Below are 15,160 nucleotides of genomic sequence, written 5' to 3'. Positions count from 1 at the left end.
ACCTAGGCTGGAACCATGCCCTATCGGGTTCTGGCCGACGGCATCGCGCTCACGCATCTGGCGTTCCTGCTGTACGTCACGTTCGGCGGGTTCGTGGCGTGGCGCTGGCCGCGCACGATTGTGCTGCATGCGGTCGCCGTCGTGTGGGGGCTCGCCTCGGTGCTGGTGGGGTTCGACTGCCCGCTTACCCACGCCGAGAACTGGGCGCGTCACCGCGCCGGCGAGGCGGGGCTGCCGCCGTCCGGATTCATCGACCACTACCTGACCGGGGTGATCTACCCGGATTCCGCGCTCGGCCTGGTCCGCGCGCTCGTCGCGGCCTGCATCCTCGTGTCGTGGGTGGGCCTGTGGCGGCGGTCGCGTCGTGTGAGTTTCGTCGCACGGTGATTTACCCGGCAGTAGGGTGTGCGCCATGAACGCTGCCTCACGCGAACTCGACATCGTCGTCTACGGAGCCACCGGGTTCGTCGGCCGGCTCACCGCCGCCTACCTGGCCGAACATCTGCCGTCCGGGTTGAAGGCCGGCCTGGCCGGGCGGTCGCGCAGCCGCCTCGAGAAGGTCCGCGCGGACCTCGGCGGCACGGCCGCGGACTGGCCGATCCTCGAGGCGGACGCCGGGGATCCGGAGTCGCTGGCCGCGCTGGCCGCCGCGACCCGGGTCGTGATCACCACCGTCGGGCCCTACGCCAGGTACGGCATGCCGCTGGTGCAGGCGTGCGCCGAGGCGGGCACCGACTACGTCGACCTGACCGGCGAGGTGCTGTTCCACCGCGAGAGCATCGACCGGTTCGAGGACACCGCCCGCCGCACCGGCGCCCGGATCGTCCATTCGTGCGGCTTCGACTCGATCCCGTCCGACCTCGGCGTGCACGCGTTGTACCGGGCGGCGCAGGCCGACGACGCGGGGGAACTCACCGACACCACGCTGATCCTCACCGCGTTCCGTGGCGCCCCCAGCGGCGGCACCATCGATTCGCTGCGCACCCAGCTCGACGTCGTGCGCAAGGACCGCGCGTTGCGGAAGGTCGCGGCGCAACCGTATTCCCTCAGCCCCGATCCGGCGCAGGAACCTCGGTTGGGCCGAGAGAACGACCTCGCGTTCGTCGACGGCAAGACCATCGCCCCGGAACTGTCCGGATGGAAGGCGCCGTTCGCGATGGCGTCGTACAACACGCGGATCGTGCGTCGCACCAACGCCCTGACCGGGTGGACGTACGGCAAGTCGTTCCGGTACCGCGAGGTCATGAACGTCGGATCGTCCCCGCTGTCGCCGGTGCTGGCCGGCGGGGTCGCGGCGGGTCTCGGCGCGCTGGTGCTGGGCCTGTCGTTCCCTCCGACGCGTTTCCTGCTCGACAAGGTGCTGCCGAAGCCGGGCGAAGGGCCGTCCGAAGCCACTCGCGAGCGCGGGTTCTTCACGATCGACCTGTACACGACGACCACGGCCGGCGCCCGCTACACCACCCGGTTCGCCGCGCAGGGCGATCCCGGCTACAAGGCGACGGCGGTGATGCTCGCCGAGTCCGCGCTCTCGCTGGCGGTGGGTGGTTCCGCGCTGCACGCCGGCGGCGGGGTGCTCACCCCCGCGGTCGCGTTCGGCGACGTGCTGACCGAACGGCTCCGCGCGGCGGGATTCGAGATCGAGACGCGTCGGCTTCCCTGACGGTCCGTGCGGGACGACACCTCCCGTGGGCCCGGAGGTGCCGTCCCGCACGGGATCACGCTATGCTCGACCGGTCGCCGTCTCCTCGGCGACCCGACGACGAAGGACGACAGCCGTGCAGACGACGAGCATCGAGGCCGCCCCGGCCACCGTGCTCGCGTTGATGCCGTTCTGGCCGACTCGTCGTGGCGCGTGCTTCGACGGCGCGTGTTGTTGCCAGGTGTGTTGCTGAGCGGTCTTCCCGCTCCCCAATCCCCTTCGGTAACCACGTTCGCGGTCGGAGCATGCCTTGTTCAATCTGCTGATCTTCACTCTCGTCGGTGTCGGCGCACAGCTCGTCGACGGCGCACTCGGCATGGCCTTCGGCGTCACCGCCACCACCCTGTTGATCTTCAGCGGTGTCGGGGCGGCGCACGCCAGCGCGGCCGTGCACCTGGCAGAGGTCGGCACCACCCTGGTCTCGGGCATCTCCCACTGGAAGTTCCGCAACATCGACTGGAAGGTCGTCGCCAAGCTCGGCGTGCCCGGCGCGATCGGCGCCTTCCTCGGCGCGACCGTCCTGTCGAGCCTGTCCACCGAGGCCGCGGCCCCGGTCACCGCGGGAATCCTGCTGGCGATCGGCGTGTACGTGGCGCTGCGGTTCTCGGTGCGACCGCCGGCGGTCGCGCACGCCCGCACCTCCCCGCACACCGCGAAGTTCCTGTCGCCCCTCGGCTTCTTCGGCGGGTTCGTCGACGCCAGCGGCGGCGGCGGATGGGGACCGATCACCACCAGCACCCTGCTCTCGCGCGGGAAGACCGCGCCGCGCACCGTGATCGGCTCGGTCAGCGCATCGGAGTTCATGGTCGCGGTCGCGGCCAGCCTCGGGTTCCTGTTCGGCCTGGGGCGCGAATCTGTCGGCAACCTGCTCGTCGTCGCCGGCCTGGCGATCGGCGGCGCGATCGCCGCACCGGCGGCCGCGTGGCTGGTCAGCCGGGTGCCGGCGACGCTGCTCGGCACCGCGGTCGGCGGCATCATCGTCATCACCAACGCCCAGAAGTTGTTCAAGTCGTTCGAGGTGACCGGCACCGTCGCGATGCTGCTGTATCTGCTGATCGCGGCCGGCTGGATCGCGCTGCTCAGCGTCTCGTGGCGGCGTTCGCGGCTCACCCGCGCCGAGTCCGCCGGGTCGCTCGAGAAGCTGCAGACCCCGGTCGCCCCCGTCCTGCGCGAAGAGGTCTGAGGCGCTTCGCGCCGGTGTGCACAAATGGCGGCTGGGACCGCCACAAAGGCACACGGGCGGCGGAGGCGCACGCGGGTTAGGATCCGACGATGAAATCGCCGATCCCCGACTATCTGCTCGAGGTCGTGGAGGCGTGCGGGACGGACAATCCCGGGGCGACCGCCGACTACATTCCCGAACTCGCCCAGGCCGATCCGGACCGGATCGCGGTGTGCCTGTCGACAATCGACGGGGTCGTGTACACCGCCGGGGACGCGGATGCCGAGTTCTCGATCCAGTCGATCTCGAAACCGTTCGTGTATGCGCTGGCCCTCGCCGATCACGGCGTCGACGCGGTGCTCGCTCGGGTCGGGGTCGAACCGAGCGGTGAGGCGTTCAACGAGTTGTCGCTCGAGAGCGGGTCCGGGCGGCCGCTCAATCCGATGATCAACGCCGGCGCCCTCACCGCCCACGCGCTCGTCGGTCCCGCGACCGCGACGACGGAGGGACGGTTCGAGCGGGTGCTGCGGGGCCTGTCCGCGTTCGCCGGGCGCGATCTCGCCGTCGACGAGTCGGTGTTCGACTCGGAGCTGGGCACCGCCTACCGCAATTCGGCGATCGCGAACATGCTGCGCAGCTACTCGGTGATCGACGGCGACCCGGCGGAGGTGGTGCGCGGATACACCCGGCAGTGCGCGATCACCGTCACCGTGCGCGACCTCGCGGTGATGGCGGCGACCCTCGCGAACGGCGGCGTCCAGCCACTCACCGGTCAGCGTGTCGTGTCCCGGACGGTGGTGCGGCAGGTGCTCAGCGTGATGATGACCTGCGGCATGTACGACGCGGCCGGCGACTGGATGTCGACGGTGGGGATTCCCGCCAAAAGCGGGGTCTCCGGTGGGGTGCTCGGCGCCCTGCCCGGTCAGGTCGGGATCGGCGCGTTCTCCCCGCGCCTGGACGCCCACGGCTCCAGCGTGCGCGGCGTCCGGATGTGCCGTCGGCTGTCGGACGACATGGGCCTGCACATCATGGACGGGCCGGAACCGGCCCGATCGGCCATCCGGCGCGACCGCCGGTTGCGGGGACCGGACGGCCACACCGTCCGGGTGTGCAGCCTGCAGGGCACCCTGCAGTTCAGCGGCGCCGAACTCGTGCTGCGCGCCCTGGCATCGGCGGAGGACGTGGAGCGGCTCGACGGCGTGGTCCTCGATCTGCGGCGGGTCCACTCGGTCGACGACGTCGCCGAGCGGATGCTCCGCGAGGCGCTGCGGCGGCTGCGCCTGGACGGCCTGCGCGTCACGGTCGTCGACCCGGAACGGGTCCTCGACACGCACGCGCACACCCGCCGACCCGCCCGCGACGGAGACATCGCCGACGAATTCGCGCCGGACCTCGCGTCGTTCGACGACTTCGAGAGGGTGTGACCGTGTCCGACCTGCTGCTGCCGATGCCCGACCTGCGACTGCCGTACGACTACGCGAAGGCGCTCGCCGAGGCGGGACTCGACGCCACACCCAGCGGTGACGTGGCGTACCAGGATCCGGGGGCGCTGCTGGCGGCACGGCTGCCAGTGTTCGCGCTCGCCGCGGGCGCGGTCGCCGCATTCACGCAGGCCGCGAACCGGGTGCGCGCGGCGGCCGGCGTGCGTCCACGCCCGGTGCGGCTCGATCCGGAGCGGATCGCCGCGTCCTTCTCCGGGGATCGGATGCTCCGGTTGTCGGGGACCCCGATCGACGGATTCGCCGACCTGTCCGGCTTCTTCCGGGCCCGCGACGGATGGGTGCGCACGCATGCGAACTATCCGCACCACCGCGCACGCCTGCTGCGTGCCCTGGATGTGCCCGCCGATGCGGGCCGCGAGCAGGTGGCCGACCGGATTCGCGGCCTGGGCGCCGCCACGGTCGAGGCCGCGGCGGTGGCGCACGACGCGATCGCGGTGCGGGTGCGCGACGAGGCGCAGTGGCGCTCGTCCGAGCCGGGACGCGCGGTGGCCGCGGAACCCCTCGTCGCGGTGACCCGCCGGGCCGACTTTGGGCGCGTGGCCGCGCCGGCACCGACGGAGGCGGCGCCGCTCGCGGGGGTACGCGTGCTCGACACGACCCGGGTCATCGCCGGCCCGGTCGTCTCCCGGGCGCTGGCGCTGCTCGGTGCGACGGTGCTGCGCATCGATCCGCCGCACCTCCCCGAGATCGAATGGCAGCACCTCGAGAACGGCCAGGGGAAACGCAGCGCGCTGCTGGATCTGCGCGACCCCGGCGGGGCTGCGACGTACCGCGCGTTGCTCGCCGACGCCGACATCCTGCTCACTGGGTATCGCCCCGGTGCGCTCGAGGCGCTGATCGGCGACATCGGCGCGATCCGCCCCGGCCTGCTCCGGGGCCGGGTGTGCGCGTGGGGCACGACGGGACCGTGGGCGGGGCGCCGCGGGTTCGATTCGATCGTGCAGGCCGCCTCCGGGATCGCGGTCGTCGAGTCCGGCGGCGACGCACCCGGCGCGCTGCCCGCCCAGGCGCTCGACCACGCCTCCGGGTACCTGCTCGCCGCCGGCGTCCTGGACGCCTTCGCTCGCGGCGACGGCGTCGGCCGGGACGTGACGGTGTCGCTGGCCCGCACGGGAACGTGGTTGCTCGATGCGCCGGAACGCCGGACCGACGCGCCGCGGCCGGCCACCCCGGGTGCGGCGACCGTCGCGACCCACGGTGCGGTCACCGCGGCCCGGCCCGCCGTCGCCGACTACCCCGAGCATCCGTTCCCGGCGCGCCCATGGGGTGGGGATCCCCCGTCTTGGCCGATACCCCCGGAAACACGCTGACCTGCGACGATACCCCTGAAATCGGGCAACCGGGACCAAGATCAACGAGCGGGCCCGCGGCCTATACCATGCAGCGGTGAATCGAACTCGACTTCTCGCCGTCCCCGTCGCACTCGTCTGCGCGCTGCTGCCCGCCTGCTCCTCCGAGGACTCCTCGTCCGACGCCACGTCCCCGGATTCGGCGTCCTCGGATTCGGGGTCGGAGTTCACCCCCGGCACCCTCGACGAGGACATCCTCGCCCGCTTCTCGAGCTGCGCGGACATCGAACCCTATGTCGCCGACTACATCGACGGACTGCAGGCCGGCGCCGCGAGCGAGGCCGGCGAGAACGGCGCCTACTGCCAGTGGGAGAGCCCCGCGACCGAGCCCGGCGAGATCCGCACCGTCGGCGTCATCCTCGAACCCGGCACCGGCACCGTCTACAGCGCCGACCAGATGGGTGGCTCCGGGCTGACCGTGATCTCCGACGCCGACATCGAGAGCGCCGGCGGCATCGCCTACACCCTCGAGCAGGAGATCGCCGTCGCCTCCGTCGCCGTGACGACGGTGACGCTGCCCGAGGTGTCGGTGACGATCACCGGCGGCAAATGGGGCGATCACCCGGCCCTCGACGGACCCGCCTCGGTCGCCCTAGCGAAGGAACTGATCGGAATCTGATCCCCCGTCCCGGCCGGATCGTGACCAGGTCAGGCGGTCGCGGCCCGGCCGGGGCTCGACACCACGCGGTCGGCGACCGCGCGGGCTCCGACCGCGATGAGCACCTGCGCCGCGATGTAGGTGGACATGACCGCGAAGCCGGAGACGGACAGGTCGGTGAACGCCCCGAGCGCGATCAGCGCGTCCGAGACGACGAACAGCACCGCGCCGGTCGCCACCACCGCGGACACGCCGGTGGCGAGCACCGCCATCGTGGCGAGCAGCAGCCCGTACACCACGACCGGGACGAGCAGGGCGCCCGCGCCGGCCGCGCACACCCCGATCAGCGCGAGAACGGCGACCACCGGGATCGCCAGTGCCCAGCGGCGGGTGTGCAGGATGCTCGCCGCCCGGTACGGCGCGAACGCCGCGATGTATACGACCTGCGCGCACAGGAAGAACCCGACCATCACCAGGAACGCGGCGTCCCCATCGAACAGGTCGGGTGCGCTGTCCCCCAGCCACGACAGGCCGAGTGCGACGAGCACGAGATTCACCAGCCGGGTGCGCGGCGCCGGGGTGGATGCGGCCAGCGCGGCCGCGAGCAGCGGCATCAGGAACCACTGGGAGATGTCGGTGAACACCGATTCCGGTGCCACCGGTTGCGCGAGGAGATGCGCGACGGCGACGGCCGCGAACGCCGCCGAAGCAGCGGTCGCGGCCGGCCGTGTCGTCATTCGGTGCCGTCGAGCGATTCGGTGCCGTCGAGCGGTTCGGTGCCGTCGAACGCGGCGAGCAGTCGCTGCGCGGCCAGCGCCGCGGTGAGCGACCCGTCGCGCACACCCTGCTCGACCTCGCCGCGGATCTTGCCGACCCGCGGGTTCGTTTCGAGGCGGCGCAGCAGCTGGTCGTGCACCATCGTCCAGGTCCAGTCCACCTGCTGGCGGCGGCGGTTCTCCTCGAACAACCCCGCCGCGGTGAGCACCTCGCGGTGATTCAGGACGGTGTCCCAGAACGTGTCCAGGCCGTTGCCCTCGAGACCGCTCATCGTGATGACCGGCGGTTTCCAGATCGCGTCGTGTGGATGCACCAGGCGCATCGCACCGGCCAGTTCCCGGGCGGCGACCCGCGCGTCGCGCTCGAAGTTGCCGTCCGCCTTGTTCACCGCGACGAGATCGGCGAGTTCGAGCACACCCTTCTTGATGCCCTGCAGCTGATCACCGGTGCGGGCCAGGGTCAGGAACGTGAAGCAGTCCACCATGTTCGCGACCGTCACCTCGGACTGACCGACGCCCACGGTTTCGACGAGGATCACATCGAAGCCGGCGGCCTCGAGCAGCACCATGGTCTCGCGGGTCGCCTTGGCGACACCGCCGAGCGTCCCGGCCGTCGGGGACGGGCGGATGTAGGCGTTCCGTTCGACGGACAGGCGGGCCATGCGGGTCTTGTCCCCGAGGATCGACCCGCCGGTGCGCGTCGACGACGGGTCGACGGCGAGCACCGCCACCCGGTGGCCCTTCTCGAGCAGATACATGCCGAGCGAGTCGATGAACGTCGACTTCCCGACACCGGGAACACCCGTGATGCCCACCCGGATCGCGTTGCCCGCCTTCGGGAGCAGGCGCAACAGCAGCTGCTGCGCCTGCTCCCGATGGTCGTCGCGGGTGGACTCGACCAACGTGATCGCCTTGGCCAGGCCGGCCCGCCGGTTGGCGAGCACGTCCTGTTCGAGCCGATCGAGATCGACCGGAGGTCGGCCCATCTGGGATCAGTCCTCCGAGTCGTGGCCGAGCTGCTCGGAGAGCTTGCCGAGCAGACCCACGGCCGCGTCGGCGATGACCGTGCCGGGCGGGAAGATCGCCGCGGCGCCGGCCTCGTACAGCTCGTCGAAGTCGCCCGGAGGGATGACGCCGCCGACCACGATCATGATGTCGGGGCGGCCCACCTCCGCGAGCGCCTCCCGAAGCGCGGGCACCAGCGTGAGGTGTCCCGCGGCCAACGACGACACGCCGATGACGTGCACGTCGTTGTCGGCCGCCTGGTTGGCGACCTCTTCGGGGGTCTGGAACAGCGGTCCCACGTCGACGTCGAAGCCGAGGTCGGCGAAGGCGGTGGAGATCACCTTCTGTCCGCGGTCGTGACCGTCCTGGCCCATCTTCGCGACCAGGATGCGGGGACGACGTCCCTCGGCCTTCTCGAACTTCTCGACGAGTTCGGTTGCCGTGCTGATGTTGCCCGCCTTTCCGGCCTCGTCCCGGTACACACCGCTGATGGTGCGGATCTCGGCCTGGTGACGTCCGTAGACCTCTTCGAGCGCGTCGGAAATCTCGCCGACGGTCGCCTTGGCGCGGGCCGCGTCGATCGCGAGGGCGAGCAGGTTGTTCTCCATGCCACCCTCGGTGGAGGCGGCGGCGCGGGTGAGCGCGGCCAGCGCGGCGCGGGTGGCGTCCTCGTCGCGTTCGGCGCGCAGCCGCTCGAGCTTGGCGATCTGCTCGGCGCGGACCTTCGAGTTCTCGACCTTGAGGACCTCGATCTGCTGGTCCTCGGCGACCTGGTACTTGTTCACGCCGATCACCGGCTGGCGGCCGGAGTCGATGCGCGCCTGCGTGCGGGCCGCGGCCTCCTCGATGCGCAGCTTCGGGATGCCCTCGGAGATGGCCTGCGCCATGCCGCCGGCCTCCTCGACCTCGGCGATGTGGGCGCGGGCCCGGTTCGCGAGTTCGTGGGTGAGCCACTCGACGTAGTACGAGCCGCCCCACGGGTCGATCGGGCGGGTGGTGCCCGACTCCTGCTGCAGCAGCAGCTGGGTGTTGCGGGCGATGCGCGCGGAGAAGTCCGTCGGCAGCGCGAGGGCCTCGTCGAGCGCGTTGGTGTGCAGCGACTGGGTGTGGCCCTGGGTCGCGGCCATCGCCTCGACGCAGGTGCGCGCGACGTTGTTGAACACGTCCTGCGCGGTCAGCGACCAGCCGGAGGTCTGCGAGTGGGTGCGCAGCGACTTCGACTTCGCGGACTTCGGGGAGAACTTCTCGACGAGTTCGCTCCACAGCAGGCGCCCGGCCCGCATCTTCGCGATCTCCATGTAGAAGTTCATGCCGATCGCCCAGAAGAACGACAGACGCGGCGCGAACTTGTCGATGTCCATGCCCGCGTCGAGACCGGCGCGGATGTACTCGATGCCGTCGGCGAGCGTGTAGGCCAGCTCGAGGTCGGCGGTCGCGCCGGCTTCCTGGATGTGGTAGCCGGAGATCGAGATGGAGTTGAACCGCGGCATCTTCGCCGACGTGTACGCGAAGATGTCGGAGATGATCCGCATCGACGGCTTCGGCGGGTAGATGTACGTGTTGCGGACCATGAACTCCTTCAGAATGTCGTTCTGAATGGTTCCGGCCAGCTGCTCGGGCGCGACGCCCTGCTCCTCGGCCGCCACGACGTACAGCGCGAGGATCGGCAGCACCGCGCCGTTCATGGTCATCGACACCGACACCTGCGACAGGTCGATGCCGTCGAAGAGCTGCCGCATGTCGAGGATCGAGTCGATCGCGACACCGGCCATGCCGACGTCACCCTGCACGCGCGGGTGGTCCGAGTCGTAGCCACGGTGGGTGGCCAGGTCGAACGCCACCGACAGGCCCTTCTGGCCGGCCGCGAGGTTGCGGCGGTAGAAGGCGTTGGATTCGGCGGCGGTGGAGAACCCGGCGTACTGGCGGATGGTCCACGGCTGGTTGACGTACATCGTCGGGTACGGGCCGCGCACGAACGGCTCGATGCCGGGGTAGCTGCCCAGCGGGTAGCCCGCGGCCTCGACCGCGTCACGGTCGGCCTTGGTGTAGACGGGCTTGACGTCGATGCCCTCGGGCGTCGACCACACCACGTCGTCGACGGTGTAGTTGTTCGCGGTCGCCACGGATTCGACGAGCGCGGCGGCCTGCTCCGGAGTCGGCGCGGACGGCGCCGGCGACGCCGGATCCGTCAGCGGGACATCGGCGAAGCTGCCGATCTTGTGTTCGATGCTCACTTACGCTCCCAGAGTGTTCAGCAGGTCGGTCAGCGCGGCGATCGCGTCGATCTTGGCGGTGAGGAACCCGTCCGGACGCGCCTCACCCTCCACGTCACCGACGGCCTTCTCCGGCCCGGCGAGCAGGACGGTGGAGATGCCGGCGGCGCGCAACGCGGCGGTCGCAGGACCGGCGTCCGCGTCGTACCGCTTGTCGGTGCCGCACAGGACGGCGACGGTCGCACCCGATTCGGCCACGGTGTGCGCGATCGTGTCGAGCGCGAGGGTGCCGGGGTTGACGGCCTCGATGCCGCCGGCGGCCAGCAGGTTCGTCGCGAACGTCGAGCGGATGTTGTGCTCGGCGATCGGTCCGAGCGGTGCGAGCAGTACCTTCGGACGGGCACCGTGTGCGGCCAGGTACGCGTCCGAGCGGTCGCGCAGGGCCTCGAACGGTGCGGCGTAGCGGGCCGCGAACGCACCGGCCTCGGCGACGTCGGCGGGCAGCGGCGTCTCGCCCAGGTTCGGGAACTCGTTGACGCCGGTCACCGAGGTGCGGCGGTGCGCGATGTCGGACTCGCGGCGGGCGCGGGTCGCGGCGATGCGCTCGGAGATCACTCCCGCGTCGAGCGCCGCGCGGTATCCACCGGCCGCCTCGATCTGCTGGAAGAACTCCCACGCCTTGCCTGCGACCTGGGCGGTGAGCTCCTCGATGTACCAGGAGCCGGCGCCCGGATCGAGCACCCTGCCCAGGTTGGACTCCTCGAGCAGCAGCAGCTGGGTGTTACGGGCGATGCGCTCGGAGAACGCCTCGGACACGTCGAGCGCACCGGCGGGCAGGGCGACGTCGAACGGCAGGACCGTGACCGAATCCGCGCCACCGACACCGGCACCGAACGCGGCCAGGGTGGTGCGCAGCATGTTCACCCACGGGTCGCGCTGGGTCATCATCGCGGCGGAGGTGACGGCGTGCTGCGGGGCGTTGCCCGCGTCGGCGGCCCCGACGACCTGGGCGATGCGGGCCCAGACCTGACGGCCGGCGCGGAACTTGGCGATGGTCTGGAACTGGTCGTCGGTGGCCGCGAGGCGGAACTCGATCTGACCGAGCGCGTTGGCGGCGGTCCGACCGGCGGCGACCAGTTCGCGCAGGTACTCCAGGCCGGCGGCGATCGCGGCGCCGAGCTCCTCGGCGTCGGAGGCGCCGGCGTTGTGGAACGCGGTGCCGTCGACGGTCACGGCCCGGACGGTCTCGGCGCGATCGGCGGCGGCCGTCGCCAGGGCGATCGCGTCGGCGACGGTGACGTCGGCACGGCCGGAGAATGCGCTGGTCAGCGGCGCGGCGCCGAGGCCGATCCGCACGGCGCCGCGGTCGGCGACGTCGGTGCGGGCGTCGAGCAGCGCGTACAGCGCCTCGGCGGCCGCGGCGGTGTCGGCACCGGCGTCGAGGGTGACCGGCGCGAGGTCGAGCAGCACCTTGTCCAGGACCGCGGGCAGGGCGTCGACGGGCAGGCCCGCCGCGCCGACCTGCAGCCAGAGTGCGCTGACGCCGTTCTCGAGGGCCGCGAGGATCCGCTCGTTGGCGGCGGCGGCGTCGCTGCCGCCGAACTGTGCGGACACGAGCCAGCCGGCGTTGACGTCGCGGGTGGCCGAGGCTCCGCGCACGTACGGGAACTCACCGGGCAGCGGCGCCTCGGGGCGCTCGTCGCGGACCCCGTAGAGCGGGTTGACGGTGATGTCGTCGTACGTGGTGGTCTCGAGCAGTCGCTGCGGCTCCGGTCCGAGTTCGGCGGGCTCGACGCGGCGGGACTTCGCGAGCACGCCGGCCACCGCGTTCTGCCACTGCGCATACGCGCGTGCGGCGTCCTCGGCTTCTGCAGCTAATGACACGTGCGGTTCCTCTCCTACGCTGCGGGATGTGGTGCAGGCTCGGTGTGATGCTGGTTCTCGGGCCATGGTGGGCCGTGGATACCTTAGGTGGGTTCTCGTGTGATGCTAGCCGCATACACGCCGCGGCTATTGTGGGGATCACCACAGATTCCCTAGCGATCGTTAACGGACTTGCGCAGGGAAATCTACCTTCCGCCTCCGCGCCGCCCGCAGGCACCGGTCGATTGCCGGGTCCGGGTATCGTGGTCGGTCGTGACGAGGCTCCTGACCGACCGCAGAATCCTCGGCATACTTGCCCTTCTCGTCGCGCTGGCCGCCGCGGCAATGCTGATCCCTCATCCCACGGTCGCGGAGATCCGCGGGTGGGCGGACACCGTGGGCCCGTCGTTCGTCCTCGTCTTCTTCCTGGTTCACACCGTCGTGACCATCGCCCCGGTGCCGCGCACCGTGTTCACCCTCAGCGCCGGCCTGTTGTTCGGCGCCGCCACCGGCATCGCCGTCTCGGTGGCTGCGACCACGGTCAGCGCGGTGCTCGCGTTGCTGTTGGTGCGGTGGATCGGCCGCGGGGCGGTCTCGTCGTATCTGACACATCCCGCGGCCAAGGCCGTGGATCTGCGGCTGGCGCGGCGCGGCTGGCTCGCGGTCGGATCGCTGCGCCTGATCGCGGCGGCCCCGTTCTCGGTGGTGAACTACTGCTGTGCGATCTCGTCGGTACGGCTCGTGCCGTACACGCTCGCCACGATCGTGGGCATCCTGCCGGGCACGATCGGGGTGGTGCTGCTCGGCGACGCGCTGACCGGACGCACGAACCCCGCCCTGATGGTGGTGACGGTGGTGTGCCTGCTCGTCGGGGTCGTGGGACTGTGGCTCGAGGCGCGGTTGCCGGTGCCGGCCGGTTCCGCGCTCGATGCGATCGTCGATCCCGACGACGAGAAGTCGACAAGTCTCAGACCTTGATTTACTGAAGTCAAGGCTTCATTCTTGACCAATGTTCGTGTTGACGGTGGATCAACGCGGCAGCCGACGTGACATCGACCGGGTCGCGGCGCTGCTCGAGGAATTCCGCGACGCCGACCTGCTGCGCCCGTTCGAGCGCACCGCCGGCGACGAGGTGCAGGCGGTCGCGGACGACGCCGAGACCGTCGTGGATCTCGCCCTGGACCTGGTGCAGCGCGGCCACTGGAGTGTCGGGATCGGCGTCGGCGCGGTGGAGACGCCGCTGCCCGAGCAGACCCGCGCCGGACGCGGCCCCGCCTTCGAACACGCGCGGACCGCCGTCGAACGCGCCAAGAACGCACCCGGCAACCTCGCCGTCGACGGCACCGATCCCGACGCCGCGGCCGACGCCGACGCCGCCCTCACCCTGCTCGCGACGCTGGTGCTGCGCCGCACCGATCAGGGCCGGGAAGCGGTCGAACTCGCCCGCGCCGGACTCCCCCAGGCCCAGGTGGCACAGCGCCTGGGCATCAGCAAGCAGGCGGTGTCGCAGCGCCTGCACACCGCCGGATGGCAGGCCGAACAGGCTGGCCGAACCCTCGCCCGCCGCCTCCTCGAAAGGGCCGACCGTTGACCGTCGTCTCGCTGGTGTTACTCGCCGTCGTCGCGCTCGCCCCGGTTCTGAGCCTGCGCTCGAACCTGCCGCCGTGGCTCGCGCCGGCGCTCTCGACGGCCGCGTTGATCGGGGCGGCCCTGGCCGCGTCGGCGACGACGGCGGTCCACGGCTTCGCCTACGCCGCCACCCTCGTGCTGACGATGCTCGCGGCGATCACCGGCGGCGGCCCGGCCGTCCTCGCCGCGTTCCGCATCGCCCGCCGCCAGCCCGACGCCGGCCCCGAACCGGCCGCCCCCGCCCCCGACGGCGCACCGATCCCCGGCCCGCTGCGCGGCGGTCGCGTCATCGGCATCCTCGAACGCGCCGCGGTCGCGGGCGCGGTGCTCGCCGGGTGGCCCGAGGGCATGGCGATCGTCCTGGCCGTCAAGGGCCTGGCCCGCTATCCGGAGCTGCGTGAACCCCAGGCCTCCGAGCAGTTCATCATCGGCACCGGCACCAGCGTGCTGTGGGCGCTCGCGGTGTGCGGGGTCGGATGGGCGCTGATCACCTGAGCGCCGCAGCCTCGTCCCGCACCGCGTCGTCGATCTGGCGCTGGATCCGGCGCATCCCGCGCAACCAGCGGTCGGTGTCGGCGGCGCGTCCCGCGTAGTACTCGGCGACCTCGGGATGCGGGAGGATCAGGAACCGCTCCCCGGACAGGGCGGCCATCACCGAATCGGCAACCTGCCCTGGCGTGAGCACACCGGTTTCGAAGACCACCCGTCCCGCGGCGTCGGTCGGCAGCAGGTCCGTCGCGACCCCCTGGGGGCACAGGCACTGCACGATCACTCCCCTGTCCCCGTAGGTCGCGGAGAGCCACTCCGCGTGGGCGACCGCGGCGTGCTTCGACACCGAGTACGGCGCCGACCCCAGCATGGTGAGCAGACCCGCCGCCGAGGCGGTGACGACGAAGCGGCCGCGGCCACGGTCGAGCCAGCCCGGGAGCAGCGCCCGCGCGGCGCGCACGTGCCCCATGACGTTGACGTTCCAGGACATCTCCCACGCGGCCTCGGCGTCGGGGCCGTCGGCGACCACGCCTGCGTTCGCGAACCACGCGTCGACCTCCCCGAGTTCGGCGACAGCCCTCGCGACGAGCGCGGCCACGCCCGCTTCCCCGGCGGCATCACCGGGGGCGGCGATGCCGCCGATCTCCCGTGCCACGGCGGCACAGGCGTCGGCGTCGCGGTCGTTCACGACGACCCGCGCGCCGGCCTCGGCCAGTCGGTGCGCGAGGGCGCGACCGATCCCGTTGCCGGCGCCGGTCACGACAACGCCTGCGTCGCGCAGCCAGTCCGGGTACTCGATCGTCTCCACCAGCTTCCTTTCTCGTCCGTTCGCCGCCCCGTGCGTGGTTTCGGTAGTGGGGACTACCGAAACCACG

14 protein-coding genes are annotated in these 15,160 nt (G+C 71.5%); 9 read left to right on the top strand and 5 right to left on the bottom strand.

Translation table 11 applies throughout. From position 1 onward, the window contains the following. The first annotated feature begins 15 nt into the window (after nt 1-15). The 6 genes from ACWDUD_RS04445 to ACWDUD_RS04420 all read left to right on the top strand — a co-directional run bounded on the left by ACWDUD_RS04445 (nt 16) and on the right by ACWDUD_RS04420 (nt 6,331). Entirely contained in the window at nt 16-387 is a 372-nt protein-coding gene (locus tag ACWDUD_RS04445; protein WP_248674842.1) for a DUF2784 domain-containing protein, read from the top strand. A gap of 25 nt (nt 388-412) precedes the next feature. Continuing rightward, a complete protein-coding gene (locus ACWDUD_RS04440) occupies nt 413-1,660 on the top strand; it encodes a saccharopine dehydrogenase family protein (protein WP_450108455.1) in 1,248 nt (415 codons plus the stop codon). 289 nt (nt 1,661-1,949) lie between these two features. Continuing rightward, nucleotides 1,950-2,882, top strand: a complete 933-nt coding sequence (locus ACWDUD_RS04435; protein WP_197252283.1) for a sulfite exporter TauE/SafE family protein — start codon at nt 1,950-1,952, stop codon at nt 2,880-2,882. An 89-nt stretch (nt 2,883-2,971) separates the two neighbouring features. Further along, nucleotides 2,972-4,285 (top strand): glutaminase, encoded by a 1,314-nt coding sequence (locus tag ACWDUD_RS04430; RefSeq protein ID WP_450108454.1) that lies wholly within the window; start codon nt 2,972-2,974, stop codon nt 4,283-4,285. Nucleotides 4,286-4,308: 23 nt separating this feature from the next. After that, on the top strand, nt 4,309-5,673 hold the full coding sequence (locus ACWDUD_RS04425; RefSeq protein WP_450108570.1) for a CoA transferase: 1,365 nt from the start codon (nt 4,309-4,311) through the stop codon (nt 5,671-5,673). Nucleotides 5,674-5,749: 76 nt separating this feature from the next. Further along, a complete protein-coding gene (locus ACWDUD_RS04420) occupies nt 5,750-6,331 on the top strand; it encodes a hypothetical protein (RefSeq protein WP_450108453.1) in 582 nt (193 codons plus the stop codon). Between the two features lie 29 nt (nt 6,332-6,360). Here the strand turns inward: ACWDUD_RS04420 and ACWDUD_RS04415 are convergent, their stop codons facing one another. The 4 genes from ACWDUD_RS04415 to mutA are packed head-to-tail and all read right to left on the bottom strand — an operon-like array spanning nt 6,361 to nt 12,188. Beyond that, nucleotides 6,361-7,047, bottom strand: a complete 687-nt coding sequence (locus ACWDUD_RS04415; protein WP_450108452.1) for a lysoplasmalogenase family protein — start codon at nt 7,045-7,047, stop codon at nt 6,361-6,363. Further along, on the bottom strand, nt 7,044-8,072 hold the full coding sequence (gene meaB / locus ACWDUD_RS04410; RefSeq protein WP_450108451.1) for a methylmalonyl Co-A mutase-associated GTPase MeaB: 1,029 nt from the start codon (nt 8,070-8,072) through the stop codon (nt 7,044-7,046). The genes ACWDUD_RS04415 and meaB overlap by 4 nt, the downstream gene beginning before the upstream one ends. A gap of 6 nt (nt 8,073-8,078) precedes the next feature. Beyond that, complete coding sequence (gene scpA / locus ACWDUD_RS04405; protein ID WP_450108450.1) at nt 8,079-10,325, bottom strand: methylmalonyl-CoA mutase; 2,247 nt, start codon at nt 10,323-10,325, stop codon at nt 8,079-8,081. Then, a complete protein-coding gene (gene mutA / locus ACWDUD_RS04400; RefSeq protein WP_197252277.1) occupies nt 10,326-12,188 on the bottom strand; it encodes a methylmalonyl-CoA mutase small subunit in 1,863 nt (620 codons plus the stop codon). A 252-nt stretch (nt 12,189-12,440) separates the two neighbouring features. Here mutA and ACWDUD_RS04395 point away from each other — a divergent pair, with 252 nt between their 5' ends. Genes ACWDUD_RS04395 through ACWDUD_RS04385 form a run of 3 tightly spaced genes read left to right on the top strand, consistent with a single transcriptional unit; the run spans nt 12,441 to nt 14,291 of the window. Further along, nucleotides 12,441-13,145 (top strand): TVP38/TMEM64 family protein, encoded by a 705-nt coding sequence (locus ACWDUD_RS04395; RefSeq protein ID WP_248674845.1) that lies wholly within the window; start codon nt 12,441-12,443, stop codon nt 13,143-13,145. A 31-nt stretch (nt 13,146-13,176) separates the two neighbouring features. Continuing rightward, a complete protein-coding gene (locus ACWDUD_RS04390; protein ID WP_197252276.1) occupies nt 13,177-13,758 on the top strand; it encodes a hypothetical protein in 582 nt (193 codons plus the stop codon). Then, nucleotides 13,755-14,291, top strand: coding sequence for a hypothetical protein (locus ACWDUD_RS04385; RefSeq protein ID WP_450108449.1), 537 nt, complete (start codon nt 13,755-13,757; stop codon nt 14,289-14,291). The genes ACWDUD_RS04390 and ACWDUD_RS04385 overlap by 4 nt, the downstream gene beginning before the upstream one ends. On the opposite strand, the gene ACWDUD_RS04380 is transcribed toward ACWDUD_RS04385, so the two are convergent. Then, a complete protein-coding gene (locus ACWDUD_RS04380) occupies nt 14,284-15,093 on the bottom strand; it encodes an SDR family oxidoreductase (RefSeq protein ID WP_450108448.1) in 810 nt (269 codons plus the stop codon). The two genes, ACWDUD_RS04385 and ACWDUD_RS04380, sit on opposite strands and share 8 nt — an antisense overlap. Between the last annotated feature and the right edge of the window lie 67 nt (nt 15,094-15,160).

The organism is Rhodococcus sp. NPDC003382, assembly GCF_053589135.1.
Note: the sequence above shows the minus strand (reverse complement) of the source record. Positions and strands in the feature narration are given on the sequence as shown.